This is a genomic window from Rhizobium sp. 3T7 (assembly GCF_020166565.1).
Classification (GTDB): Bacteria; Pseudomonadota; Alphaproteobacteria; order Rhizobiales; family Rhizobiaceae; genus Rhizobium.
The window spans coordinates 165,053-189,070 of sequence record NZ_JAIQXS010000009.1; the positions used below are offsets into that span (position 1 = coordinate 165,053).

Consider the following 24,018-nt stretch of genomic DNA (forward strand, 5'->3'; position numbering starts at 1 on the left):
GCACTGGGTTAGCGGTTTTCACTGGCCGAGTCCATCGGCTGATCCTCAAGGCATGCCCGGGAAACGAATGGTTAACCACAAGCCTTTACGTTCGGGTAACGCTTCGAAGCATGCCAGGATCGACATGAGTCATTGGAAGGACACGAGCAGTCTCACGCCGCTCCGCGCGGTGGGCTTTGCCGTGTCCATGGCTCTCACCGTAGGCGCTTTCCTTGTTCCCCAAGCCACATTTGCGCAGTCGACGCCGGTCTCCAACAGCTCGATACGCTCATCGAACGCACCGGCTACCACGGTGCCGGAGGATGAAAGCGATATCCCCGAAACGCCGAATAGCACCGCGTCAGCGACCGATAATGCCGCACAAGGAGCCACGACCGCCACCATTGCAGCGCCCGATCAGAAGCCGAGCGATGAAACCACCGGGGCGATCCTTGATGAGGACATGATTCGCCTCAACACGCGCGAGGCGCCGCAAGACGAGCGGCTGCCGCCCCGCAAGCCGGAGCAGAATCCGGCTACCGAGGAAACGCCAGGCATCCACATCGGCACCTTCGTACTGCGCCCCACCATCACCCAGAGCATCAACACCGAGACGCAGGACGATGGCGGCGTCAAGCAGACACGCGCGTTTCTCGAAACGGACATGCACACGACGCTGACATCCGACTGGGCTTTGCACCAGCTCCTGGTGACGACCGACGGTGCCTGGCAGAAAAACGTCAGCGGCGAAGGTGAAGAGCAGCCGGATTTCAGGATTGTCGGCGATCTGCGCCTTGATCTTCGGGAGGATACGACGGCGCACATTACCGGCGGCTATCATTTCTACCGCGAAGACACTGATGATCCGAATGCCGTGCAGAACGCGGACCAGCAATCGGATGTCCAGGAATTCAGCGCCGGCGCCTTGATTGAACGCGATTTCGGCATCCTGCGCGGCAGTACCGGCATCGATCTCAACCGCGCGATCTATTCCGACGCCACGTTGTCTGATGGCACGACCGTTTCGCTGGGCGACCGCAACCAGACGAGCGGCACGATGCGCGGTCGCATCGGCTACGAGCTGTCTCCCGCGCTCATCCCCTTCATCGAGGCCAATGTCGGCAAGACGGTCTATGACGAGAGAGTTGATTCGGCCGGCTTCCGCCGGTCGGGGGATAGCTATGGCGCCAAAGTCGGCGTCGAGCTTGATATGGGCGAAAAGCTTCGCGGGGAGGTTGGGGTTGGCTACGAGACGGCCACCTTCGACGATCCGCGCCTTTCGGATATCGACACGGCCGTGGTAGACGCTCAACTCCTTTGGTCGCCGCTCAGAGGCACCGACGTCAATATCGGCCTGCTGACAAGCATCAACCCGTCGACGACCGCCGGTGAATCCGGCTATGTTTCCCATGCCTTGACGACGGGCGTCACGCATCAGCTGCGTGACAATCTGACAGGCACCGTCCTCGGCGGCATCACCTACCGCGACTACCCCTCCGATAGCCCGACCAGCGACGAGACGGTCTACACTACGAGCGCTGGCCTGACCTGGAACATCAACCGCTACCTCGATCTGACCAGCACGATCGGCTACGAACTGACGTCTCGCAAGACGAGCACTGACTCCGAACAGTGGCGGGCCGGTGTCGGCCTCAAACTGAAGCGCTGAAACGAAATCCGCCTCCAAGTGGGAGACTTGAAGGCGGATCAATCTATTCAAGAACTATCTAGACTTGCCTCAGAGGCCCTTCAGCAGCGCCTTGAAGCCTTCCTCGACCGTCGGGCGGATATCCGCACGTTCCAGTGCGAATGCCACGTTGGCGAGAATGAAGCCATCCTTGGCGCCGCAGTCGTAGGTCGTGCCGCGGAAATGATAGCCCGCGAAGGTCTGATCCTTGAGCAGCTTCAGCATGCCGTCGGTCAACTGGATTTCGTTGCCGGCGCCGCGTTCCTGGGTTTCCAGGATCTTGAAGACCTCAGGCTGCAGGATGTAGCGGCCGTTGATGAAGTAGTTCGACGGCGCTGTGCCCTTGGCCGGCTTCTCGACCATACCGGTGATGCGGAAGCCATCGCCGATCGCTTCGCCGACGCCGACAATGCCGTATTTGTGGGCCTGATCGGGGGCGCATTCCTCGACGGCGATGATGTTGCCGCCGCTCTGGGCATAGAGATCGATCATGCCCTTCATGCAACCCTTGCCTTCGCTCTTCATGATCATGTCGGGCAACAGTAGCGCGAAAGGCTCGTTGCCGACGATCTCGCGGGCGCACCAGACGGCGTGGCCGAGGCCGAGCGGCTCCTGCTGACGGGTGAAGCTGACCGTACCAGCCTTGGGAAGCTGGCCGGCAAGCAACGTCATTTCCGCCTGCTTGCTGCGCTCGCGCAGCGTCTGCTCGAGTTCGAAGTGAATATCGAAGTAGTCTTCGATGATGTGCTTGTTTCGACCTGTGACGAAAACGAAATGCTCGATGCCAGCTTCAAGGGCTTCGTCGACGACATACTGAATGATGGGTTTGTCGACGACAGTCAGCATTTCCTTCGGCACGGCTTTGGTGGCCGGGAGAAAGCGAGTCCCGAGACCTGCAACCGGAAATACAGCTTTGCGAACTTTTTTATGCTCTGCCACACAATCCTCCTGCGATGATTACACCGCTTGAAATAAAAGGCATTTTTGATTGGACTAGATGAGATTTGCTACCGTTTTGCAAATGGTGACTGCGTTCCTGCGTCATGGTAAAGAATTTGTTGACTCCGTTCGGGTAGTCTCGGGCCTGAGCGGAACTTCGCGCTCTGCTGTGCCTGAAACGAAAGGACGGATGACCGCCGATGACTCAAAATCACAGAAATTCCCTTCGTGGTCTTGCTATTGCATTCATCGTGACCGCATCCGCCGGCCTGGCTCCCATCAATGCGAAAGCAGATCAGCAGTTCCAGAAGTGGATCGCGGACTTCTATCAAACTGCCGCTCAAAATGGCATCAGCAAGGCAACCTATCGCAAAGCCTTCGCAGGCGTCAGCGATCCGGACCCGACCGTGCTGGAAAAGGCTGCCTATCAGCCTGAATTCACGACAAAAATTTGGGACTATGTGGATTCCCGTGTAAATCCCTACACGGTCCAGATCGGCCGTCAGATGGCCGCCAAGCATGCCGCGACGCTGAATGCGATCGAACGCCGCTTCGGAGTCGACAAATCGATTCTCCTCGCGATCTGGTCGATGGAATCCAATTATGGCGCAGTTCTCGACAAGGACGACCGCCTGCATTACGTGCCGCGGGCGCTGGCGACACTCGCCTATGCCGATGAACGCCGCGCGAAGTTCGCCAAGAAGCAGCTCATCGCGGCTTTGAAAATCCTTCAGAATGGCGACATTTCCCCGAATGGCATGACCGGCTCCTGGGCGGGCGCCATGGGCCACACCCAGTTCATTCCGACGAGCTATCTTCTCTACGCCATCGACGCGGACGGCAATGGCCATCGCGACATCTGGAACTCCGTGCCCGATGCCTTGGCAACATCCGCGAACCTGCTGATGAAGAACGGCTGGGACAGAGGCAAGACCTGGGGATATGAGGTCGTCGTGCCGGCGAGCGCACGCAAGCAGGTCGGCAAGACCCACACACTGGCTCAGTGGGCCTCCCTCGGCCTGACACGGCCCAACGGCAAGGGTTTTCGCGACGGCGGCGGCAACGCCGTCCTCAAGATGCCGGCCGGTCCTAACGGCCCCGGCTTCCTGATGACCAGCAACTTCTTCACGATCAAGAGATACAACGCCTCGGACAGCTATGCGATCGGCGTCGGGCTGCTCGCGGACGAGCTCGCCGGCTACGGCGGCATGAAACAACGCTGGCCCCGACCAGACGGCACACTCGACATGAAAGAGAAGTTCGAACTGCAGACGCGCCTGAAGACGCTCGGCTATTATGACGGCGAGGTCGACGGCAACTTCGGTAGCGGATCGAAGGCAGCCATTGCGGCGGTCCAGGCACGCATGGGAATGCAGCAGGACGGAGTGCCATCGCTGCCGCTCTTGAACGCGCTTCGCAAGTAGACGGAATAATCGGCGAGATGCATTTTGGGGTGTGGACGCGCCTTCCCGCTCCATGCGAGAATGCCGGCAGATGCGAGGCTGCTGACCATGCGTAAACGAGTAAACCGGGCAACGCTCCGCTGGGGTGCGATCGGCACTGCGACGCTGGTGCTTGTCTTCAGCGCGCTGCCGGTGCACGTGGCCGATGCGCAGGAGCGCTATTACTATCGCCGCTCCATTCTCGACTTCTTCCTTGGTCGTCGCTACATCCAGGAATATCCGCCACAAGCACCGTCTCAGAACGCGCCGCAGCGACAGCCTGCGCCGAAGAGGAAGGCAGCGCCGAAGGCGGCTGCAGCGCCACGCCCAGCCGCTCCCGTGGTCGTTGAAGAGAAGGTGGTCGAAAAGCTTGCCAACGCTCAGAAGATCCTTGTCGTCGGCGACTTTCTCGCCGGCGGCCTTGGCGTCGGCATGGATGCCGCGTTCAAGGATTCTCCCGGCATTGTCGTCGAGACACATAGCAACGTCGCCTCCGGTCTGGTGCGAGACGACTACTATGACTGGCCGCAACAGCTGACGAAATTCATGGATGAGGCAAAGCCCGCGATGGTCATCGTCATGCTCGGCGCGAATGATCGCCAGCAGATGGTAACGGATGTAGGCAAGGAGAAATTCAGGACCGACGGTTGGTATGCAGAATATCAGCGCCGCGTCGTGGCCTTCGGCAAGCAGGTCACCAGCCGTAAGATCCCACTGCTCTGGGTCGGCCTGCCGGCCTTCGATTCGCCCGCGATGACCGCCGATGCCGTGCAGCTCAACCAGCTGTTCCGCAAGCAGATGGAGAGCGGCGGCGGCGAGTTCGTCGATATCTGGGACGGCTTCGTCAGCGAAGGTGGTGACTTCATCGTCACCGGCTCTGATATCAACGGCCAGCAGGTGCGCCTGCGCACGTCCGACGGCATCAATCTCACCGAGGCCGGCCGGCGCAAGCTCGCCTTTTACGTCGAAAAGCCCGTGCGACGCATCCTCGGCATTCAAACAAGCCCCGACCTCGTTCGCCTCGACACGGGCAATGCGCCGGCGATCGACGCGGTTGCAATGCCCGGCCGCACCGAACCGATCAGCCTCTCCGACCCGAACCTCGATGGCGGCGCGGAGCTTCTCGGCGGCAGAGCTCTGCCAGTCAGCGTAACCAAGTCACCGCGCGACATGCTGGTTGAGGACGGCGAGATGGCGCCTCCCCCAGCCGGCCGTGTCGATGACTACCGCATGATGCCGATGAGGCCCACGGCACAGGTTTCCATCAAATAGCAGCTTCCTCGCAGGGCAATTGCAGCGAAAACCCGTCGCCAATCTCAGGCACTGCCTCTGCCGTTGCGCGGATACCTTCACCTCAACCGCCGCTCGCCGCTGCAGACGGAGACAAACTTCATGCCATTAGAAATACCGACTGATCACGGCGCATGGTCCGCTTGGAATCCAGCGGAACTGGCAGGCCGGTTGAGTGGCATTTCAAGGCCCTGGTGCATTGTCGGCGGATGGGCGCTCGACCTTTGGCATGGCTGTCAGACTCGTGAGCACGAGGACCTGGAGTTTACGGTTCTACGCGAAGATCTCGGCATCTTTCGCTACGCCCTGAAAGGCATGGAATTCCATACGGCGGGAGATGGCGTTGTTGAGTACCTGCCAGCAGACGAGGAGCCACCGGCAGCAATCTCGCAGATATGGTGTCTGGACACGGCGGAGCGACGTTGGCGCGTCGACATGATGATCGAGCCGGGAACGTTCGAGACCTGGGTCTACAAACGGGATCCGACCATCTCCCGGCCGCGTGCAGAGATGGTTGGTACGACGGCTGAGGGTATTCCCTATTTGAAGCCGGCTGCGGTCCTGCTGTTCAAGGCGAAATACAGACGCGCGAAGGATGAAATCGACTTCCAGCAAGCCTTGCCGAAACGGCCCGCTTCGGAACGTCTGTGGCTGAAAACCTGCCTTGCGGCATGCCAGCCCGACCATGAATGGTTGAACGGCCCCAAGAGCCGACGATGACGCCCGATCTGGAGCCTATGGAATGAAAAGGGCCGCTCGAAGCGGCCCAAACTTCATTATAAAACGGCTTTGCTTAACGCGGCAGAACCGTCGAGCCCATCAGGGCTTCATCGATGGCGCGGGCGGCCTGGCGGCCTTCGCGGATCGCCCAGACGACTAGCGACTGGCCGCGGCGCACGTCGCCTGCCGTCCAGAACTTGTCGACCGACGTCTTGTAGTCGCGGTCGTTGGCAACAACGTTGGTCGAGCCCCGACGGTCGGTATTGAGCGTCAGCTTGCCGTCGAGCTCCTTCAGCACGCTGTCCTTGAACGGACCGCTGAAACCGATCGCGATGAAGGCGAGGTCGGCTTTGATGATGAATTCCGTGCCGGCAATCGGCTTGCGGCGCTCGTCGACTTCGCAGCACTTCACGCCGGTAAGCTGGCCGTCTTCGCCGACGAATTCGAGCGTTGCGACCTGGAACTCGCGGATCGCGCCTTCCGCCTGCGAGGACGAGGTACGCATCTTCGTCGCCCAGAACGGCCAGACGGCGAGCTTGTCTTCCTTCTCCGGCGGCTGCGGGCGAATGTCGAGCTGGGTCACCTTCACGGCACCCTGACGGAACGCCGTGCCGACACAGTCAGACGCGGTATCGCCACCGCCGACGACGACAACATGCTTGGCGCCGGCGAGGATCGGGTCGGACGCCCACCCGACGCTGTCGATGTTTTCGCGACCAACGCGCTTGTTCTGCTGCACGAGGTAGGGCATTGCATCATGGACGCCGGAAAGCTCGATGCCCGGGATACCCGCTTCGCGGGGCGTTTCCGAACCGCCGCAATAGAGCACCGCATCGTAATCGGCGAGCAGCTGCTCGACCATCACGTCGACCCCGACATTGATGCCGCAATGGAACGTCACGCCCTCGCCCTTCATCTGCTCGACGCGGCGATCGATGAAGTTCTTCTCCATCTTGAAATCAGGAATGCCGTAGCGCAGCAGGCCGCCGGGCTTTGACTCGCGCTCATAAAGGTGAACCTCGTGACCCGTACGGCCGAGCTGCTGCGCAGCCGCCATGCCGGCCGGGCCGGACCCGATGATCGCAACCTTCTTGCCGGTATGGACCGTCGCCGGCTGCGGGCGGATGAAGCCGAGCTCGTAGGCCTTGTCGGCAATCGCCTGCTCGACGGTCTTGATCGCAACCGGCGTGTCTTCGAGGTTCAGCGTGCAGGCTTCCTCGCAGGGCGCCGGGCAGACGCGGCCGGTAAACTCAGGGAAGTTGTTGGTGGAATGCAGGTTCTGGATCGCCGCTTCCCAGTTGTTGTTGTAGACGAGGTCGTTCCAGTCCGGAATCTGGTTATGGACAGGACAACCCGTCGGCCCATGGCAATAGGGAATGCCACAGTCCATGCAGCGGGCTGCCTGTTTTTGCACTTCCTGGTCCGACATCGGGATCGTGAATTCGCGGAAATGCCGGATGCGATCCGAGGCAGGCTGATACTTCGCCACCTGCCGGTCGATTTCCAGAAAACCTGTGACCTTACCCATATTTTCGTCCCTCATCATCTCAAAGCCCAAGACCCAGAGGTCCCCAGTAACAGCAGGCGAGTCCCATGACCGCACCCAGGGCTGCAAATTCCGTTCTCAGGTCACCGCCGAGATATGAGGTCCCGGCGCAAACTGCGACGGCGAGGCACAGGGATATGAAGAAGTGGAACAGCGACCATCGATTTCTCATCAGCGTCCTTTCCGGTATCTCCGTGCCCCTCGTCAGAGCAGTTATAGACCTAGCGATTCAAGAGCATTACTCCGCCGCAATTCCCATGCGGGCGCGTTCCATTTCTTCAAGGGCACGGCGGTACTCGACCGGCATGACCTTGCGGAACTTCGGACGGTAGTCGGCCCAGTTGTCCAGGATCTGCTTGGCGCGGGTAGAACCCGTGTAGTGCAGATGGTTGGAGATCAACTGGTAGAGGCGCTCCTCGTCGTGGCGCGTCATGTCACCGGAGACGTCGACGCGGCCCTTGTGCATGAGGTCACCGCCGTGATGATGCAGCTTCTCCAGCATGTCGTCCTCCTCCGGAACCGGCTCGAGCTCGACCATCGCCATGTTGCAGCGCTTGGCGAAATCGCCCGCCTCGTCGAGCACATAGGCGACGCCACCGGACATGCCGGCCGCGAAGTTGCGACCCGTCGAGCCGAGCACGACAACGACACCGCCCGTCATGTATTCGCAGCCGTGGTCGCCCACGCCTTCGACGATGGCGATCGCACCCGAGTTACGGACCGCGAAGCGCTCGCCCGCGACACCGCGGAAGTAGCACTCGCCTTCGGTCGCACCGTAGAGCACGGTGTTGCCGACGATGATCGACTCTTCCGCGACAATCTTCGAGTTCTCCGGCGGCCGGACGATGATCTTGCCGCCCGAAAGGCCCTTGCCGACATAGTCGTTGCCGTCACCGATCAGGTTGAAGGTGATGCCGCGCGCCAGGAAGGCGCCAAACGACTGACCTGCCGTGCCCTTGAGCGTCACGTTAATCGTGTCGTCCTTGAGGCCGCGATGGTTGTAACGCTTGGCGACTTCGCCGGACAGCATCGCGCCCGCCGAACGGTCGACGTTCTTGATATCGACTTCGAAGGCAACCGGCGTCTTCGAAGACAATGCCGACTCGGCCTCCGCGATCAGCTTGCGATCGAGAATGTCGTCGATCGGGTGCTTCTGGCGGGTTGTCCAGTAGGTCGCATCCTTCGGCGCCTCGACCTTGTGGAAGATGCGGCTGAAGTCGAGACCCTTGGACTTCCAGTGCGCCAGCATCTCGTCCTTCTCGAGCAACTCCGAAGCGCCGATGATGTCATCGAGTTTGGTGAAGCCGAGAGAAGCCAGGATTTCGCGCACTTCGTTGGCGACGAAGAAGAAGTAGTTGACGACGTGCTCGGGCGTGCCCTTGAAGCGCTTGCGCAGAACCGGATCCTGCGTGGCAACGCCGACAGGACAGGTGTTCAGGTGACACTTGCGCATCATGATGCAGCCGGCGGCGATCAGCGGCGCGGTCGCGAAGCCGAACTCGTCAGCGCCGAGAAGCGCACCGATGATGACGTCGCGGCCGGTCTTCAGACCACCATCGACCTGCAGGGCGATGCGCGAACGCAGGCCGTTCAGCACCAGCGTCTGCTGGGTTTCGGCAAGGCCGATTTCCCACGGGCTGCCCGCATGCTTCAGCGAGGTCAGCGGCGATGCGCCGGTGCCGCCGTCGAAGCCGGAGACGGTGATGTGGTCGGCGCGCGCCTTGGCAACGCCGGCGGCAACCGTGCCGACGCCGACTTCCGAGACGAGCTTTACCGAGACATCGGACGTCGGGTTGACGTTCTTCAGGTCGTAGATCAGCTGCGCCAGATCTTCGATCGAGTAGATGTCGTGGTGCGGTGGCGGCGAGATCAGGCCGACGCCCGGCGTCGAGTGACGGGTCTTGGCAACCGTCGCATCGACCTTGTGGCCGGGCAGCTGGCCGCCTTCGCCGGGCTTTGCCCCCTGCGCGACCTTGATCTGCAGCATGTCGGCATTGACCAGATATTCGGTCGTCACACCGAAGCGTCCCGATGCGATCTGCTTGATCGCCGAGCGTTCCGGGTTCGACGAACCGTCCGGCAGCGGCATGTAGCGATCACTCTCTTCGCCCCCCTCGCCGGTGTTGGACTTGCCGCCGATCTTGTTCATGGCGATCGCCAGCGTCGTATGCGCCTCTCTGGAGATCGAGCCGAAGGACATGGCACCGGTCGAGAAGCGCTTGACGATATCGATCGCCGGCTCGACCTCGTCGACCGAGACGGGCGTGCGGCCGAGCTGTTCGGCGCTCTTGATGTTGAAGAGGCCGCGGATCGTGTTCATGCGCAGCGCCGAGGTGTTCACCATCTCGGCAAACTCGCGATAGCGGTCTTCGGCATTGCCGCGAACGGCATGCTGCAGTGTCGCGACCGCATCCGGCGTCCAGGCGTGGCTTTCGCCGCGCATGCGGAAGGCATACTCGCCGCCGATATCCAGCGTGGTCGCCAGCAGCGGATCCTTGCCGAAAGCGGAGGTGTGACGAGCAACGGTCTCTTCGGCGATCGCCTTGAGATCGACGCCTTCGATCATCGTTGCCGTACCGAAGAAGTACTTGTCGACCAGCTCCTGCTGCAAACCGATCGCATCGAAGATCTGACCGCCGCAATAGGACTGATAGGTCGAGATACCCATCTTCGACATGACCTTGAGGATACCTTTGCCGACCGCCTTGATGTAGCGGTAGACGACTTCGCTAGCGTCCACTTCCTTCGGGAATTCGCCCTTGGCATGCATGTCGAGCAGCGTGTCGAAGGCAAGGTAAGGGTTGATCGCTTCGGCGCCATAGCCTGCGAGAAGGCAGAAATGATGCACTTCGCGCGGCTCGCCGGTCTCGACAACGAGGCCGACCGAGGTGCGAAGACCCTTGCGGATAAGGTGATGGTGGACAGCAGCGGTCGCCAGCAGCGCCGGGATCGCGATGCGGTCCGGTCCGATCTGGCGGTCGGAGAGCACGATGATGTTGTAGCCGCCCTTCACCGCCGCTTCCGCGCGCTCACAGAGGCGGTCGAGCATCTCGGGCATGCCTTCGGCGCCACGCTCGACGTCATAGGTGAAATCGAGCGTCTTGGTGTCGAAGCGGTCCTCCGTGTGACCGATCGAGCGGATCTTTTCGAGATCGCCATTTGTCAGGATCGGCTGGCGCACTTCCAGGCGCTTGGCGTTCGCCATGCCAGTATGGTCGAGAATGTTGGGACGCGGCCCGATGAACGAGACGAGGCTCATGACGAGCTCTTCGCGGATCGGGTCGATCGGCGGGTTGGTAACCTGCGCGAAGTTCTGCTTGAAGTAGGTGTAGAGCAGCTTCGACTTCTCGGACATCGCCGAGATCGGCGTATCCGTGCCCATCGAGCCGACGGCTTCCTGACCCGTCGTCGCCATCGGCGACATCAGGATCTTGGTGTCTTCGGTCGTGTAGCCGAAGGCCTGCTGGCGGTTGAGTAGCGACACGTCGCGGCGCAGCGCGCGGGGCTCGACCGGCTTCAGGTCTTCGAGGATGAGCTGCGTGCGATCCAGCCAGTTGCGGTAGGGATGCTTGGTCGCAAGCTCGGACTTCACTTCCTCGTCGGAAACGATCCGGCCCTTTTCCATGTCGATCAGCAGCATCTTGCCTGGCTGCAAGCGCCACTTCTGCACGATATCCTCTTCAGCCACCGGCAGCGTGCCGGCTTCCGAAGCGAGGATGACGCGGTCGTCGCTGGTGACGAGATAACGTGCCGGACGCAGACCGTTGCGGTCGAGCGTCGCGCCGATCTGCTTGCCGTCGGTGAAGGCGACAGCCGCCGGTCCGTCCCACGGCTCCATCAGCGCGGCATGATATTCGTAGAATGCCTTTCGCTCGGCCGCCATCGACTGGTTGCCGGCCCAGGCTTCCGGGATCAGCATCATCACGGCGTGCGCCATGGAGTAGCCGCCGCGCACGAGGAACTCGAGCGCGTTGTCAAAACAGGCCGTGTCCGACTGGCCTTCATAGGAGATCGGCCAGAGCTTGGAGATGTCGTCACCGAAGAGCGGCGAGGAAACAGAGGCCTGACGCGCCGCCATCCAATTGACGTTGGAGCGCAGCGTGTTGATTTCGCCGTTGTGGGCGACCATGCGATAGGGATGCGCCAGCTTCCACGACGGGAAGGTGTTGGTGGAGAAGCGCTGATGCACGAGGGCGACCGCGGTTTCGAAGCGCGGGTCCGACAGGTCCGTGTAGTAGGCACCGACCTGGTAGGCCAGGAACATGCCCTTATAGACAACCGTCGCTGACGACAGCGAGACCGGATAGAAGTTGCTCTCCTCGCCGTCGAACTCGTCGTAAATACGGTTGGAGATCACCTTACGGAGCGTGAACAGGCGGCGCTCGAACTCGTCGTTCGTCGCAGCGTCCTTGCCCGCGCCGATGAAGACCTGCACGTGGTGCGGTTCGGTCGCGGCGATCTCAGGTGCCTTGGACAGCGAGGAGTTATCAACAGGCACATCACGGAAGCCGAGGAAGACCTGGCCTTCTTCCGTGATGACGTCCTGGATCACCTTCTTGAAATGCGCGATCTGCTTTTCGTCACGCGGCATGAAGATGTGGCCCATGCCGTACTCGCCGACCTTCGGCAGGGTGATACCCTGCTTGGCCATTTCCTCGCGGAAGAAGCGGTCCGGAATCTGTACGAGAATACCGGCGCCATCGCCCATCAGCGGATCGGCGCCGACGGCACCGCGATGCGTCAGGTTCTCGAGAATGAAGAGACCGTCCTTGACGATCTGGTGCGACTTCTGACCCTTCATATGGGCGACAAAGCCAACGCCGCAGGCATCGTGCTCGTTGCGCGGGTCGTAAAGCCCCTGTTTTCGCGGCAGACCGGAGGTGAATTTACGCGTATTGGCCGTCGCGCGCGTCGTTGCTGCCGCGAACTCGTCAAAACCCGTGGATGGCGCCTTCGTCATCTTTCCCTCCTGTCAGAGCCCGCGGGGCTGCGGGCGGCTTCTTGTCGCGCGCCGTCCCTGATCCTAGGTTCGGCGCGTGACAGCGCTGTTGCATTATCGAAGATCCGGTCGCCGGCGGCAGGCTCTCCAGGGAAAGCAACCGTGCGCTCCCGCGCCTGCCATCCGCCTCCACACGCGGGCTTTTGCCCGCTTTTGAAGAACTATAGCGTGAAACCCCACAAGTGTAAGGTTTTTTGGCGCCTCTTCGGCCATCGCGGCCAAAATAGGACAGCAACACTGTCCTAATTCACCTGATCTATGCCAGAAACATATTGTCTACGCAAGAGTGCAGATTCAAAAAATCGGCGGTTTGCGACCTAATATTGCCGAAACAACGCATATATGCGACATAAAATTACGCCTTTCCGCACTATTTTGTTTATTGATTGCCGAAGTCAATTTTTGTGATGGATTCCACGCCGCCTCTTTGACCAGCCGGGATGATCGCGTAATGTCCCGCCCCGAACCCGATCCTCATCCATCCCAAGCGGTTTCCTTCCATGTATTTCGCATCCGACAACTGGGCCGGCGCCCATCGATCCATAGCCGAACGTCTGCTCCGGGAATCCGACGGCTTTGCCGCAGCTTATGGCGCGAGCGATCTCGACCGGCGCGTCGAGCGGCGCTTTGCCGAAGTCTTCGAGCGTGAGGTCGCCGTCGTCTTCGTCGGCACCGGGACGGCAGCGAACTCCTTGTCGCTCGCCAGCGTCCAACGGCCGGGCGGCATCACCTTTTGCCATTCCGAAGCGCACGTGATTGCGGACGAATGCGGCGCGCCAGACTTCTTCAGCGGCGCCCGCCTGCTCGGCGTCCCCGGCGCGGAAGGAAAGATCGATCCGACTAAACTGAAGGAGAAGGTCGCAGCTTACCCGCAAACGGCCGTGCAACACGGACGCGCAACGGCTGTTACGATCACTCAGGCGACGGAAGCCGGTACGGTCTACAGCCTGTCGGAAATCGACGAAATCGCCGCGATCGCCCAAAGGGACAAGCTACCCCTCCACATGGACGGCGCACGCTTTGCCAATGCCCTCGTCTCCCTCAGTGTCAGCCCGGCCGAGATGACCTGGAAGCGCGGCATCGACATGCTGTCCTTCGGTGGCACGAAGAACGGCTGCTGGTGCGCGGAAGCGATCGTCTTCTTCAATGCGGAGCAGGCGAAAGAGATGCCGTTCATCCGCAAGCGCGCCGCCCAGCTGTTCTCGAAGTCACGCTTCATCGCGGCCCAGTTCGATGCCTATTTCGAGAACGATCTCTGGCTCGATCTCGCTCGCCATGCGAACGGCATGTCCGACCGTCTGCGCGCCGGCATCACCGCGAGCAACCTGGCCCGCCTCGCATGGCCGACCTCGGCCAACGAAGTCTTTGCCGTCATCCCGAAGAGCGCGGCCAAAACCGCCGAGGAGAAGGGCGCGAAGTTCTATGAATGGCCGGTGTCGCCGGCAACGCCCGAACTCGTCGGCTCGGGTGAGACGCTGGTCCGCCTCGTCACCAGCTTTGCGACTGATGAGGCAGACGTCGATGGCTTCCTGGGCTGCCTTGCAGGGTGAATCGCAGGGCTCAATTCTGATGCCCCGTCACCGCGGATTGCGGCTTGCCGCTATCCGTCGTTTTCGCGTCGTGTCCGGCCACGACAATCAGCATCACACAGGCAACCAGCCCGGATACGAAGAGTACGCCATACGTCATCGGTCCGTTCTCCTTGCCCCGAAGATCGACCATCCAGCAGGGGAGCCTAGACCCCGAACCTAACCAGATGCCTAACCCATAGGGTTGAAAGCGCCTTAAGATGGTAAGTAGTCCATTAACTTTTGAGGCAAGAGGCGAACCAGAATTGCACCGGCATGAAGCTTTGTTGCAGGATCGGCGTGGTTGATTACCTATCCCTGGCCGCCCTGCCGCAGCCGCGCTATCACGGGGCACCGGTCTGAAATCGGAAAACGGCGAAAGAGACCCAAGTGGAAATCCGTCCTGAACAGCTAAGCGACATCGCGGCGATCCGCCAGATAACAAAGGCGGCGTTCGCACCGATGGACTATAGCAGCCAAACAGAAGCAGAGATCGTCGACGCTCTGCGTAATGCGGACGCCCTGATCGTCTCGCTCGTCGCCGTCGAGGACGGTGCCGTTGTTGGGCATGTCGCGTTTTCGCCCGTCACGATCGATGGCGAAGACAAGGGCTGGTATGGACTCGGACCGGTCTCGGTCAGACCGGACCGTCAAAAAGGGGGCATTGGCGGAAAGCTCATCCGCGACGGCCTATCGCGACTCGCCGATATTGGAGCCAAAGGCTGCGTCGTTCTCGGCGATCCCGGCTACTACATGCGCTTCGGCTTCCAGAATGACGCCAATCTGATCTTTGAGGCTGCGCCTGCGGAATATTTCATGCGCTTGGCGTTCGACGGCGACACGCCTGCGGGCAAAGTCAGCTATCACGATGGCTTCAACGCCACTTGATAGCGAAGCTGAGGTCTTAAAGACACGCTGCCTCTCGATAACTGGGGTTAGGAAACTGGCTCGCGATTGTTCGTCCGGCGGCTGAGAGCCAACGGCTTGTCATGCGTTGGCGCGAAGGCTGCGCACCTTGCCAAGGATGTCGTCCGATAGGGCCGAAACCAGTGTCTGGTCCGCTCCCTTGCGCGGCACCAGCACAAACTCGACATCCTCAAGCACCGGCAGCTTGCCTTTGCCGATCTCCTTCAACCCCGATGGCGCCATGCTGCGTGGCTGCACCAGCACGCCCATGCCCGCCCGCGCTGCCGCCGTTAGTCCGCTGAGGCTGCCGCAGGTACAGACAATCCGCCACGCGACCTGGCTGCGCCCCAATGCTTCGAGTGCAATGCTGCGCGTCACGCTCGGCGGCGGGAAGGCGATCAACGGCAGGGGCCCACCGCTCAAGACGTGCTCGGGATCGCGTGCAAGCCAGACCAATGGCTCGCGATAGACCAGCCGCCCGCGCGCATCGCCGAGCCGACGCTTCGCCAGCACGAGGTCGATCTCACCATTATCCTGCATCTCGTAGAGCGTGCCGGAGAGCGCCACCGTCAGCTCCAGATCAACAGATGGGTGCGAGCGAACGAAATCCTCGAGCACTGCCGGTAGCTGGCTGGTCACGAAGTCTTCCGACACGCCGAGCCGGAGATTGCCGCGCAGCCTCTGTCCCCTGAATTGCGACTGAACCTGTGCCTCGATCGCCAGCATCGCCCGCGCATGGCTAAGCAGCGCCTCGCCGTCGGTCGTCAGCAGCACCTTGTGGGTGTCGCGCGCCAGCAACCGCCGTCCGACCGCGCTTTCAAGCCGCTGGATGTGCTGACTGACGGTCGATTGGCCGAGGCCGAGCCTTTCGGCGGCCAGTGTGAAGCTTCCCATCTGTTCGACGGCAACAAAACTGCGCAGCTGCGTAAGATCAAGCATGGCAATCCAGAAATACGATAACTGTTATTCCTTGCATCCTGTATCATAATGGAAGAAAGACAAATGATCTACCGATCTCGATGAGTATCCGTCATGCGCCGGTTTCTACCCGATAACTTTACGATGCTGTTGGTCTGCACCGTCATCCTCGCCTCGCTGCTGCCCGCCAAAGGCGCCTTTGCCGGCTATTTCGGGATCGCGACGAACCTGGCGGTGGCTCTCCTCTTCTTCCTGCACGGCGCCCGCCTGTCACGTGACGTCGTGATTGCCGGTCTGCTGCATTGGCGTCTGCATCTCGCGATCCTGCTGACAACGTTCGGCCTTTTCCCGATCCTCGGCCTCGGTCTCGGCTTCGTGCCGGAATGGATCCTGCCGAAGCCCCTCTATCTCGGCATCCTTTATCTCAGCGTCCTGCCTTCGACGGTACAATCGTCGATCGCCTTCACGTCGATGGCCGGTGGCAACGTGCCGGCTGCCATCTGCTCGGCTTCGGCATCAAACATCTTCGGCATGTTCCTAACGCCGCTGCTCGTCGGACTGCTCTTCTCGGTCGGCGGCCATGGCAGCTTCTCATGGGACATCCTCGGACAGATCCTCCTGCAACTGCTGCTGCCCTTCGTCGTCGGCCAGGTGCTCCAGCCCTGGATCGGCAATTGGATCCGCGCGAAAAAGACCCTGCTGATGCCGGTTGACCGCGGCTCGATCCTGATGGTCGTCTATCTTGCCTTCAGCAAGGCGGTCGTCGAGGGATTATGGCACACGTTCTCGATCGCCGACATTGCAGCGGTCATTATCGCCGACATGGGTCTGCTTGCTCTCGTCTTGTGCTTCACCATGTTTGGCAGCCGCCTCCTCGGCTTCAGCAAGGCCGACGAGATCACTATCACCTTCTGCGGATCGAAGAAGAGCCTCGCCAGCGGCGCGCCAATGGCCAGCGTCATCTTTGCCGGGCAATCGGTCGGCGCCATCGTGCTGCCACTGATGCTATTCCATCAGATCCAGTTGATGGTCTGCGCCGTGATCGCGCAGAAGTATGCGGCGAAGGCCGCGCATCGGATCACCGAAGAGGAAGTTGAGGAGACGGCAAGCCCAGCCTGACGTCGATAACAAAAAGGCGGCGCTCGAACGAGCGCCGCCGGCATCATTGGCCTGGGAGGACCGATTAGTTGGCGACCTGCGCCTCGATGGCCTTCGGCGCGCTGACCGGCTCAGCCGCAATCGCGATCTTGCGCGGCTTCATGGCTTCCGGAATGCTGCGAAGCAGGTCGATGTGGAGCAGACCGTTCTTCAGCGAAGCGGCAGTAACCTCCACATGGTCGGCAAGCTGGAAGCGACGCTCGAAGGCGCGCTTGGCGATGCCGCGATAGAGGAACTCGCTGGCTTCCGCATTGTCTTCGCTCTTTTCACCCTTGACGGTCAAAGCGTGGGCCTGTGCCTCGATGGTGATTTCGGTCTCATCGAAACCGGCAACGGCCATAGTAATGCGGTAGGTGTTTTCACCGGTACGCTCGATATTGTAGGGCGGATAGGTCTGGCCCTGGTCAGGCTGACCGAGACTGTCGAGCATAGTGAAGAGACGGTCGAAACCGACGGTGGAACGATAAAGGGGAGAGAAGTCTACGTGACGCATGATGTCCTCCTTAAGGAAGCGACGTGTTGCGATAGTTGCCCCTGAAACCCCTTATTCGGCAGCTTCGGGACGGTTCGGCAAGCCCGTTTGGCGCCTGCAGGAATGAGATGGGGATAGCATTTGCGCAGTTCAAGACCCTGGCACAGGAGCGAACTCACGTTGCGTGAACCGCATATGAATAGCCGGTTCGGAAGCCGTTCATGAGTGGGGGATTAGGAATCGTGCCATCGGGTGACACTGGCCCGATGGCTGGAGTGTATCGTCCCTTCGTCTTCAGCCCGATCTCCGGCCGGCATCGCGAAACCCCTCAAGTTCCGCATGCCGGTCTTTTTTTAATTGGTCGAGCTCGAAGACGAGGAAATCAGGCCGATAGCTCTTTGGCGCGCGCATTAATCTTCTTGCAGGCATCCTGGAATGGATCGCTAATCGGCAACAAATGCGAAGCGCCAAGCAGAAGAAGCGCTTTCAAATGCTTCCAGCCGCCTTCCTCGCCGAGGACCGTCGCATAGGATGTCATCGAAGTGCGCGCCTGGCCGGCATAAAGACGTTCGTACTCCGCAAAATTGGAGAAGTTTTCGTGGTTGCTGTCCGAGGGATGGAAAGTTTCGGCTGCAGCGCCCTCGGCAAGGATGACTTCATGCGTATTGAGCAGGACGGCATAGTACTCGATCGACTTGTCGGCCGCAGGAACGACCGGTGCAATTGTCGTGCCGTTCACCAGATCCTTCACGCGGATCAGAACGCCATTCAGGAACAGCGCATGGCCAGGCGATAGGTAGAGATCGGAATGTGGTGTTCGGCTATCCAGCGCGTGGCGCGAGACGCGGATCGGCACCACGCCTTCGTGCCAGCTTGCACCACTTTTCTTGAAGACTTGGCGGCCGACCCACTTGATCGGGCGGGCATCGCCATCCGGAAGCGAAACGCGATCGCCGATGCGAAGATCCTCGACAGGCTTTTCGCCGCAATCCGTAAGGATCGCCGTCCCACGCAGGAAGCACTGCGCGCCACCGCCACCACCGCCGCCGGAACTGCCGTGTCCGCCTGCGCCAGAGCCGTTCCCGCCTCTACCGGAGTTGCCCCTCCCCCAACGCCGGCCCATCGCGCTCGCGGGAGACGTGGAAACTGCCGTTGCTGCCGCCGCGACGCTGGCGAGCCGCGCACCGGCGGCGGCGGCCACACCTAGAAAATGCCTTCGTGCGGTATTGCGTGGCAGCTTCGGATCTTCCGTGGATGACATGCTGGCTTCCTTTGATAAGAGTAACGCCAGCCCATGTTATAATAAGTTGTATTGCATTGAACTTCGGAGAATAGCGCTAACGCCTACCGAAAAGGGAGTAGGCAGGGCCGGTCGTCCGGGGTCAAGGATTTGCAAGGCAGCGACCAAACTTAACTTCCGATCCATCGCCCGTTACCGAAGCTTTTTTCTTTGATTTGACAGCGCGATCGCCTATCCGCTTTACTCTAGAGGCGAATCCGCGAAGGACACGATCGATCGACCATGGAACAGGTCCTTTTTTCGACCCCCGACAATCCGGCACCCGAAAACCGCACCGAAGGCTACTTCGAGACGCACGATGGCCATCGGCTGCGCTATGCCGTCTTCCGCTCTGATGCACCGGTCGCGAAGGGCACTGTCGTCCTCCTCCAGGGCCGAAACGAATTTATCGAGAAGTATTTCGAGACGATCCGCGACCTGACGGCCAAGGGGCTCTGGGTCGCGACCTTCGATCTGCGCGGCCAGGGCGGCTCCGACCGGCTTCTGAAGAAGGGCACCTACGGCCATGTCCGGCGCTTCATCGATTACGAGCATGACCTCGACACGTTCCTTGAGAAGATCGTTTTGCCGGATACCCGCCTGCCCTTCTTCATTCTCGCGCATTCGACCGGAGCGCTGATCGCGATGTCCGCCGCCCCGTACCTTTCGACACGCATCGAGCGGATGGTGCTGACGGCACCCTTTATCGGCCTCTCAGGTCAGGCGGCGTCGGAAGGCACCATCCGCGCCCTTGCCGGGGTCGCCTGTTCGCTCGGTCTCGGCTCGTTTCCGCTAACGCGCAAACTCAAGGAGCAGCCGTTCCGCGATAACCCCCTAACATCGGACGAGACGCGGTTCGAGCGCAACGTCGCCATTGCCGCGGCCCATCCGGAACTGACGCTTGGCCCGCCGACCGCGCGCTGGCTGCACGACTCCTTCCGGGCGATCGACCGCGTGACCTCTCCGAGCCATCTGTTTTCGATCACCATACCAACGGTCGTGATCGCGCCGACGCGCGACGCCATCGTGCCCTATATCGCGCAGGAGCGAATCTCACGCTATTTCCGCGCAGCTCAGTTCGTGCCGATCAATGGTGGGCGGCATGAGGTGCTGCAGGAGCGCGATGTCTACCGCAAGGCAGCGCTTGCGGCATTTCACGCCTTCATTCCCGGCAGCGATGCCGAGGCGGTCGAGGAAGTCGAAGGGTTTGGCACGTAGCCCGATCGCTATCCGAGTGACCTCTGGAAGTGCCGATTGCTGCTATCGATTGAGGACAGCCATCGCCTGTTCGTAGACGGCGCGGCTGCCTGCGGCAATGATCGAACCGCCGTTTTCCGGACGCCCGCCATCCCAGGTCGTGATGATCCCGCCGGCATTCTCGATGACGGGAATAATGCCGCCGACATCGTAGGGCTTCAGGCTGTTCTCGATCACCAGGTCAACGTGGCCGGCTGCAAGCAGCGCATAGGCGTAGCAATCCGTTCCGTAGCGGAACAGCCTCACCTGGCTTTCGATTTCCCGATATTTCTCCATTTCGACGCCTACAAAGAGATGCGGCGAGGTGGTGAAAAGGATGGCGTTCGAAAGGGCGCCGCAATCGCGGACCTGCAGCCGGCGCTCTCCCTCCGGACCGCTGTAGATGGAACCATTCGCATCCGCGAAGTACCGTTCGCCGGTGAACGGCTGCTCGATCATTCCCATAATGGCCCGACCGTCGCGCTGCAGACCGATCAGCGTTCCCCAGACAGGCACGCCCGAAATAAAGGCGCGCGTACCATCGATCGGGTCGATAACCCACACATATTCGCGGTCGAGGCCGACATTGCCGTGCTCTTCACCAAGAATGCCGTGATCCGGAAAATGCTCCTCGATCAGCGCGCGAATGGCGACTTCCGCAGCCCTGTCGCCCTCGGTGACCGGATCAAAGCCGCTCGACAGCTTGTTGGTCACGTCAAGCCCGGAACGGAAACGCGGCAGCGTCTCGGCCCTGGCGGCTTCCGCAAGGCGGTTGAAGAACGAGCGATCAGGAAGCATGGTGAAATCCATCGGTGGCGCGCGAGTGGCGCTTTTCATAGCGGAATTGCGGCCGGTTGCAAACGAGAGCGGCAGCATTTAGCCGGCTGCCCAATATTTTTGCATCGCAGAATTCTGATTGACAATTGTGCACCGCAATAGTAGCGTTTGCACACAGTCTTCCGACTGTAAATACCCTCCTTGGGTGTTTCCTCCCTAGACTTGGACCGCCGCAAGGCGGTCTTTTTTTGACAGTCTTGGAGGCTTACTCGGCAGCCAGGGCAGAGTCTGTCGCGAACTGCGCCACATAGACCGCCAACTGGCGCATGAAGGCGGTGATCGCTCCGGCAACCAAGGCGAAGTCGGCCCGCTTTTCCAGCGTAATTTCGTCGACATAGATCGACCGGTTCACTTCGATCTGCAGAGCATGCAGCCCGCGTGACGGGCGGCCGTAATGCTCGGTGATGAAGCCGCCTGCATAGGGCTTGTTGCGGATCGCCGTGAAGCCCATTTCCTCGAAGATGGCGACGGCCGCGCGCGACAGCTCGGCCGAAGCGCTGGTGCCATAGCGATCGCCGATGATGAAATCCGGCCGCGCATTGGTGCCGGCGACACGGACATTGCCGGGCATCGAGTGGCAGTCGATCAGCACGCCGAAGCCGAATTGGACATGCGTGCGGGCGATCAACCGCCGCAGCGCCGCATGATACGGCTTATAGACGGCCTCGATGCGATCGAGCCCTTCCTGCACCGACAGCCGACGCGCATAGATTTCCATGTTCTCGGCAACGATGCGCGGAATGGTGCCAAGCCCGCCTGCGACACGCAGCGAATTGATGTTCGCGTAGGGCGGCAGGAGACCGTCGAACATGCGCGGATCGAGCTCGTAGGGCTCGCGGTTCACATCCAGATAGGCGCGCGGAAAATTCGCAAGCAGGAACGGCGCGCCGAGCGCGCTCGCATCGCCGAACAGCTCATCGACGTAGTGGTCCTCGGAGCGGCGTATCGAAACGCCCTCGAGCCGGGACTGAGCGATAAATTCGGGAGGATAGATGCGCCCGCTATGCGGCGAGTTGTAGACGAATGGAATGGTGTGCGACAAAGGCTCCCGGACCTCGAAAAGTGCGTATTCGGGGATTTCCTGCACCCTTTTTCCCTCTTTACCCTGCCAGGAGGCCACTGCTTCGCCCATGTTGCCAGTTGCCGCACGGCAAGTCCATACTATCTCATGGGGATGACGCCTTGGATGACCTCTTCATTGGTTGTTTACTGGCCGAACTCTAGTGTAAATGGCTGGAGCCCACGCATAAATTACTGATAAGCGGTCTGGATAATGACTCAGAAGATACTTCTTGCAGAAGACGACAACGACATGCGCCGCTTCCTTGTGAAGGCGCTTGAAAAGGCAGGCTACAAGGTCCTCTCCTACGACAACGGCGCCAGCGCCTATGACAGGCTTCGCGAAGAACCCTTCTCGCTGCTCCTGACCGATATCGTCATGCCCGAGATGGACGGAATCGAACTGGCGCGCCGCGCGACCGAACTCGATCCGGACCTGAAAGTGATGTTCATCACCGGATTCGCGGCTGTCGCACTGAACCCTGATTCGAAGGCACCGAAGGACGCAAAGGTTCTTTCCAAGCCTTTCCACCTGCGCGACCTCGTCGAGGAAGTGAACAAAATGCTTGCCGCGTAAGGCTTCCGGCAGCGCATGTCACAAAACCGAAAAAAGCCTATTGACGGCAAAAAGGGTTTGTGGTCTATGCGCCGCCATCGGATGGGCGTGTAGCTCAGCGGGAGAGCACTACGTTGACATCGTAGGGGTCACAAGTTCGATCCTTGTCACGCCCACCATTCGAATTCAAGGGCTTAGCGGGAAACCGCTAAGCCCTTTTTCGTTTCCGGTGCAGCTCGAGCCTTGACTGCGTCTCAACCTTTGCGCCGGCCTCCCGCCACGCTACGGGTTATTGTAAAAGGATCCGCTGTCGTAAGCGCAGGCGTAGTCAAGGACGCATTGCTTGCCCGCCGCATCCCGGAAACTGGCCGTGGTGCGCGTATAGCCCAAGCCGCATTTGGCAGGCGGATAGCGAAAGCTGCTGCCGCCGAAGCCGGAGCGGACGAACACCTTCTTGTTCTGGCGGATGATCTGGGAGATCTGGCTACAGGTTGAAGAGCGCGCATCGACGTTCAGTGCCGCTGCGGAGAACGCGGCCGATGGCAGTACCAGCATAGCAGCTAGGATCGCAGCATTGGCGGCAATGCGAGATCCAGCGCCCATTTCGCTCCCCCGAATGTGCATGGCGGAAAAAGACTATACTCGCTTTCCGCGAACCGACAAATCGGCAGCCCCTCAATCTTAGCTAGACTGGCAGTCTCGCTGGCAGACGAGCGTGCAGCCATCGCTCGTGATCGCTCTGCCTAAGCGCCATATCACGCATGCAGAGGACATCCGTATGGAGCGCGAAGTACGCCGGGAGATCATCCGGCGTTCTCGTTCGGGTTTTCTTTGCCGATTGCCAGAATTGAAAGTCGGGCCTATCGACCAATTTCGAACACAGAACAATGGCAAGTCGCTGCCGACAAACAGGACTGCTGAGACAAGAACTACGAGGTAAAGACATGAGACTGGCAACTTTGGCCGCCGCTTCGCTGCTCGCCGCGACGCTGACCACGACAGCGGAGGCGGCATCGCAGAATTTCCCCGGCGCGCCCGGTGCCCTGACGCTCGCCGGCAAATGCGCCAAGCTCGTCGTCGGCAAGGTCGACGCGACGAAGGGTTGCGAAGCCGAACTTGCGAGCGTGACGCTTGTGAATGGCCAAGTCACCTTCATCTTCACCTCGGGCGGCAAGATGCTGGGCTTTCAAGGCGATGGCACGGCCATCAAGCCCGCCTCCAACGGCAACGCCCGCATGCCACTCAATCTTGTGGTGACGGGCGTCGGCCAGAAGATGACGGGTCAGGTGAAAGTTGCCGGCACCTGCACGATGGGCAATCCCTACGGCGGCAAGCCGGTTGCCATCGAATGCACGGCCGAAAGCAAGGACACGGCCTTTGCGGGCAGCTTCCGCACCAATGGCAAGGCGCCGAAGCAGAAGTAGGCC

Annotated in this window: 20 protein-coding genes and 1 tRNA gene; 11 read left to right on the forward strand and 10 right to left on the reverse strand. The window is 60.6% G+C overall.

What is annotated here, in order from left to right; translation table 11 throughout:
- Nucleotides 1-124: 124 nt before the first annotated feature.
- A complete protein-coding gene (locus K9B32_RS15445; protein WP_224563512.1) occupies nucleotides 125-1,648 on the forward strand; it encodes an outer membrane beta-barrel protein in 1,524 nt (507 codons plus the stop codon).
- 69 nt (nucleotides 1,649-1,717) lie between these two features.
- On the opposite strand, the gene galU is transcribed toward K9B32_RS15445, so the two are convergent.
- A complete protein-coding gene (gene galU, locus K9B32_RS15450) occupies nucleotides 1,718-2,605 on the reverse strand; it encodes a UTP--glucose-1-phosphate uridylyltransferase GalU (RefSeq protein WP_007797839.1) in 888 nt (295 codons plus the stop codon).
- A gap of 200 nt (nucleotides 2,606-2,805) precedes the next feature.
- Here galU and K9B32_RS15455 point away from each other — a divergent pair, with 200 nt between their 5' ends.
- The 3 genes from K9B32_RS15455 (at nucleotide 2,806) to K9B32_RS15465 (ending at nucleotide 6,057) form a co-directional block, all read left to right on the forward strand.
- Nucleotides 2,806-4,029, forward strand: coding sequence for a lytic murein transglycosylase (locus K9B32_RS15455; RefSeq protein ID WP_224563515.1), 1,224 nt, complete (start codon nucleotides 2,806-2,808; stop codon nucleotides 4,027-4,029).
- Nucleotides 4,030-4,089: 60 nt separating this feature from the next.
- On the forward strand, nucleotides 4,090-5,319 hold the full coding sequence (locus tag K9B32_RS15460; RefSeq protein ID WP_224563518.1) for an SGNH family hydrolase: 1,230 nt from the start codon (nucleotides 4,090-4,092) through the stop codon (nucleotides 5,317-5,319).
- 120 nt (nucleotides 5,320-5,439) lie between these two features.
- Nucleotides 5,440-6,057, forward strand: a complete 618-nt coding sequence (locus K9B32_RS15465) for a nucleotidyltransferase domain-containing protein (RefSeq protein WP_224563520.1) — start codon at nucleotides 5,440-5,442, stop codon at nucleotides 6,055-6,057.
- 73 nt (nucleotides 6,058-6,130) lie between these two features.
- Here K9B32_RS15465 and K9B32_RS15470 read toward each other — a convergent pair whose 3' ends face one another.
- The gene (locus tag K9B32_RS15470; RefSeq protein ID WP_224563523.1) at nucleotides 6,131-7,585 is read right to left on the reverse strand and encodes a glutamate synthase subunit beta; all 1,455 of its coding nucleotides are present in this window, start codon (nucleotides 7,583-7,585) and stop codon (nucleotides 6,131-6,133) included.
- A gap of 256 nt (nucleotides 7,586-7,841) precedes the next feature.
- Nucleotides 7,842-12,563, reverse strand: a complete 4,722-nt coding sequence (gene gltB, locus K9B32_RS15475; protein WP_224563525.1) for a glutamate synthase large subunit — start codon at nucleotides 12,561-12,563, stop codon at nucleotides 7,842-7,844.
- A gap of 539 nt (nucleotides 12,564-13,102) precedes the next feature.
- Between gltB and K9B32_RS15480 the strand changes: the two genes are divergently transcribed.
- Entirely contained in the window at nucleotides 13,103-14,152 is a 1,050-nt protein-coding gene (locus tag K9B32_RS15480) for a threonine aldolase family protein (RefSeq protein ID WP_224563527.1), read from the forward strand.
- 10 nt (nucleotides 14,153-14,162) lie between these two features.
- Here the strand turns inward: K9B32_RS15480 and K9B32_RS28955 are convergent, their stop codons facing one another.
- Entirely contained in the window at nucleotides 14,163-14,291 is a 129-nt protein-coding gene (locus K9B32_RS28955; protein WP_259128832.1) for a hypothetical protein, read from the reverse strand.
- A 269-nt stretch (nucleotides 14,292-14,560) separates the two neighbouring features.
- On the opposite strand from K9B32_RS28955, the gene K9B32_RS15485 reads away from it, so the two are divergent.
- Nucleotides 14,561-15,058 (forward strand): GNAT family N-acetyltransferase, encoded by a 498-nt coding sequence (locus K9B32_RS15485; protein ID WP_224563528.1) that lies wholly within the window; start codon nucleotides 14,561-14,563, stop codon nucleotides 15,056-15,058.
- Nucleotides 15,059-15,157: 99 nt separating this feature from the next.
- Here the strand turns inward: K9B32_RS15485 and K9B32_RS15490 are convergent, their stop codons facing one another.
- A complete protein-coding gene (locus tag K9B32_RS15490) occupies nucleotides 15,158-16,015 on the reverse strand; it encodes a LysR family transcriptional regulator (protein WP_224563530.1) in 858 nt (285 codons plus the stop codon).
- Nucleotides 16,016-16,108: 93 nt separating this feature from the next.
- Here K9B32_RS15490 and K9B32_RS15495 point away from each other — a divergent pair, with 93 nt between their 5' ends.
- Nucleotides 16,109-17,113: a bile acid:sodium symporter family protein gene (locus K9B32_RS15495; protein WP_224563532.1), complete on the forward strand. Its 1,005-nt coding sequence runs from the start codon at nucleotides 16,109-16,111 to the stop codon at nucleotides 17,111-17,113.
- Nucleotides 17,114-17,177: 64 nt separating this feature from the next.
- Here K9B32_RS15495 and K9B32_RS15500 read toward each other — a convergent pair whose 3' ends face one another.
- Both K9B32_RS15500 and K9B32_RS15505 read right to left on the reverse strand, forming a co-directional pair.
- Entirely contained in the window at nucleotides 17,178-17,645 is a 468-nt protein-coding gene (locus tag K9B32_RS15500; RefSeq protein WP_224563534.1) for an Hsp20 family protein, read from the reverse strand.
- 361 nt (nucleotides 17,646-18,006) lie between these two features.
- Complete coding sequence (locus K9B32_RS15505; protein WP_224563536.1) at nucleotides 18,007-18,885, reverse strand: Hint domain-containing protein; 879 nt, start codon at nucleotides 18,883-18,885, stop codon at nucleotides 18,007-18,009.
- A 261-nt stretch (nucleotides 18,886-19,146) separates the two neighbouring features.
- Between K9B32_RS15505 and K9B32_RS15510 the strand changes: the two genes are divergently transcribed.
- Nucleotides 19,147-20,121: an alpha/beta fold hydrolase gene (locus tag K9B32_RS15510; RefSeq protein ID WP_224563539.1), complete on the forward strand. Its 975-nt coding sequence runs from the start codon at nucleotides 19,147-19,149 to the stop codon at nucleotides 20,119-20,121.
- Nucleotides 20,122-20,163: 42 nt separating this feature from the next.
- Here the strand turns inward: K9B32_RS15510 and hisN are convergent, their stop codons facing one another.
- Nucleotides 20,164-20,937 (reverse strand): histidinol-phosphatase, encoded by a 774-nt coding sequence (gene hisN / locus K9B32_RS15515; RefSeq protein WP_224563541.1) that lies wholly within the window; start codon nucleotides 20,935-20,937, stop codon nucleotides 20,164-20,166.
- 244 nt (nucleotides 20,938-21,181) lie between these two features.
- Complete coding sequence (locus K9B32_RS15520; RefSeq protein ID WP_224563630.1) at nucleotides 21,182-22,063, reverse strand: N-formylglutamate amidohydrolase; 882 nt, start codon at nucleotides 22,061-22,063, stop codon at nucleotides 21,182-21,184.
- A gap of 186 nt (nucleotides 22,064-22,249) precedes the next feature.
- Here K9B32_RS15520 and cpdR1 point away from each other — a divergent pair, with 186 nt between their 5' ends.
- Together cpdR1 and K9B32_RS15530 are read left to right on the forward strand one after the other, a co-directional pair.
- Nucleotides 22,250-22,612, forward strand: a complete 363-nt coding sequence (gene cpdR1, locus K9B32_RS15525) for a response regulator CpdR1 (RefSeq protein ID WP_007527565.1) — start codon at nucleotides 22,250-22,252, stop codon at nucleotides 22,610-22,612.
- A gap of 83 nt (nucleotides 22,613-22,695) precedes the next feature.
- Nucleotides 22,696-22,770 (forward strand) — tRNA-Val (locus K9B32_RS15530).
- A gap of 103 nt (nucleotides 22,771-22,873) precedes the next feature.
- Here K9B32_RS15530 and K9B32_RS15535 read toward each other — a convergent pair.
- The gene (locus K9B32_RS15535) at nucleotides 22,874-23,194 is read right to left on the reverse strand and encodes a hypothetical protein (RefSeq protein ID WP_224563544.1); all 321 of its coding nucleotides are present in this window, start codon (nucleotides 23,192-23,194) and stop codon (nucleotides 22,874-22,876) included.
- Between the two features lie 341 nt (nucleotides 23,195-23,535).
- On the opposite strand from K9B32_RS15535, the gene K9B32_RS15540 reads away from it, so the two are divergent.
- Entirely contained in the window at nucleotides 23,536-24,015 is a 480-nt protein-coding gene (locus K9B32_RS15540; protein WP_224563547.1) for a hypothetical protein, read from the forward strand.
- Nucleotides 24,016-24,018 lie beyond the last annotated feature (3 nt).

Excerpts from the sequence above, each read along its gene's own strand:
- K9B32_RS15445 (WP_224563512.1), top strand. The coding sequence starts at position 125 with ATGAGTCATTGGAAGGACACGAGCAGTCTCACGCCGCTCCGCGCGGTG.
- K9B32_RS15455 (WP_224563515.1), top strand. The coding sequence starts at position 2,806 with ATGACTCAAAATCACAGAAATTCCCTTCGTGGTCTTGCTATTGCATTC.
- K9B32_RS15460 (WP_224563518.1), top strand. The coding sequence starts at position 4,090 with ATGCCGGCAGATGCGAGGCTGCTGACCATGCGTAAACGAGTAAACCGG.
- K9B32_RS15465 (WP_224563520.1), top strand. The coding sequence starts at position 5,440 with ATGCCATTAGAAATACCGACTGATCACGGCGCATGGTCCGCTTGGAAT.
- K9B32_RS15470 (WP_224563523.1), bottom strand. The coding sequence starts at position 7,585 with ATGGGTAAGGTCACAGGTTTTCTGGAAATCGACCGGCAGGTGGCGAAG.
- gltB (WP_224563525.1), bottom strand. The coding sequence starts at position 12,563 with ATGACGAAGGCGCCATCCACGGGTTTTGACGAGTTCGCGGCAGCAACG.
- K9B32_RS15480 (WP_224563527.1), top strand. The coding sequence starts at position 13,103 with ATGTATTTCGCATCCGACAACTGGGCCGGCGCCCATCGATCCATAGCC.
- K9B32_RS28955 (WP_259128832.1), bottom strand. The coding sequence starts at position 14,291 with ATGACGTATGGCGTACTCTTCGTATCCGGGCTGGTTGCCTGTGTGATG.
- K9B32_RS15490 (WP_224563530.1), bottom strand. The coding sequence starts at position 16,015 with ATGCTTGATCTTACGCAGCTGCGCAGTTTTGTTGCCGTCGAACAGATG.
- K9B32_RS15495 (WP_224563532.1), top strand. The coding sequence starts at position 16,109 with ATGCGCCGGTTTCTACCCGATAACTTTACGATGCTGTTGGTCTGCACC.
- K9B32_RS15500 (WP_224563534.1), bottom strand. The coding sequence starts at position 17,645 with ATGCGTCACGTAGACTTCTCTCCCCTTTATCGTTCCACCGTCGGTTTC.
- K9B32_RS15505 (WP_224563536.1), bottom strand. The coding sequence starts at position 18,885 with ATGTCATCCACGGAAGATCCGAAGCTGCCACGCAATACCGCACGAAGG.
- K9B32_RS15510 (WP_224563539.1), top strand. The coding sequence starts at position 19,147 with ATGGAACAGGTCCTTTTTTCGACCCCCGACAATCCGGCACCCGAAAAC.
- hisN (WP_224563541.1), bottom strand. The coding sequence starts at position 20,937 with ATGCTTCCTGATCGCTCGTTCTTCAACCGCCTTGCGGAAGCCGCCAGG.
- cpdR1 (WP_007527565.1), top strand. The coding sequence starts at position 22,250 with ATGACTCAGAAGATACTTCTTGCAGAAGACGACAACGACATGCGCCGC.
- K9B32_RS15535 (WP_224563544.1), bottom strand. The coding sequence starts at position 23,194 with ATGGGCGCTGGATCTCGCATTGCCGCCAATGCTGCGATCCTAGCTGCT.
- K9B32_RS15540 (WP_224563547.1), top strand. The coding sequence starts at position 23,536 with ATGAGACTGGCAACTTTGGCCGCCGCTTCGCTGCTCGCCGCGACGCTG.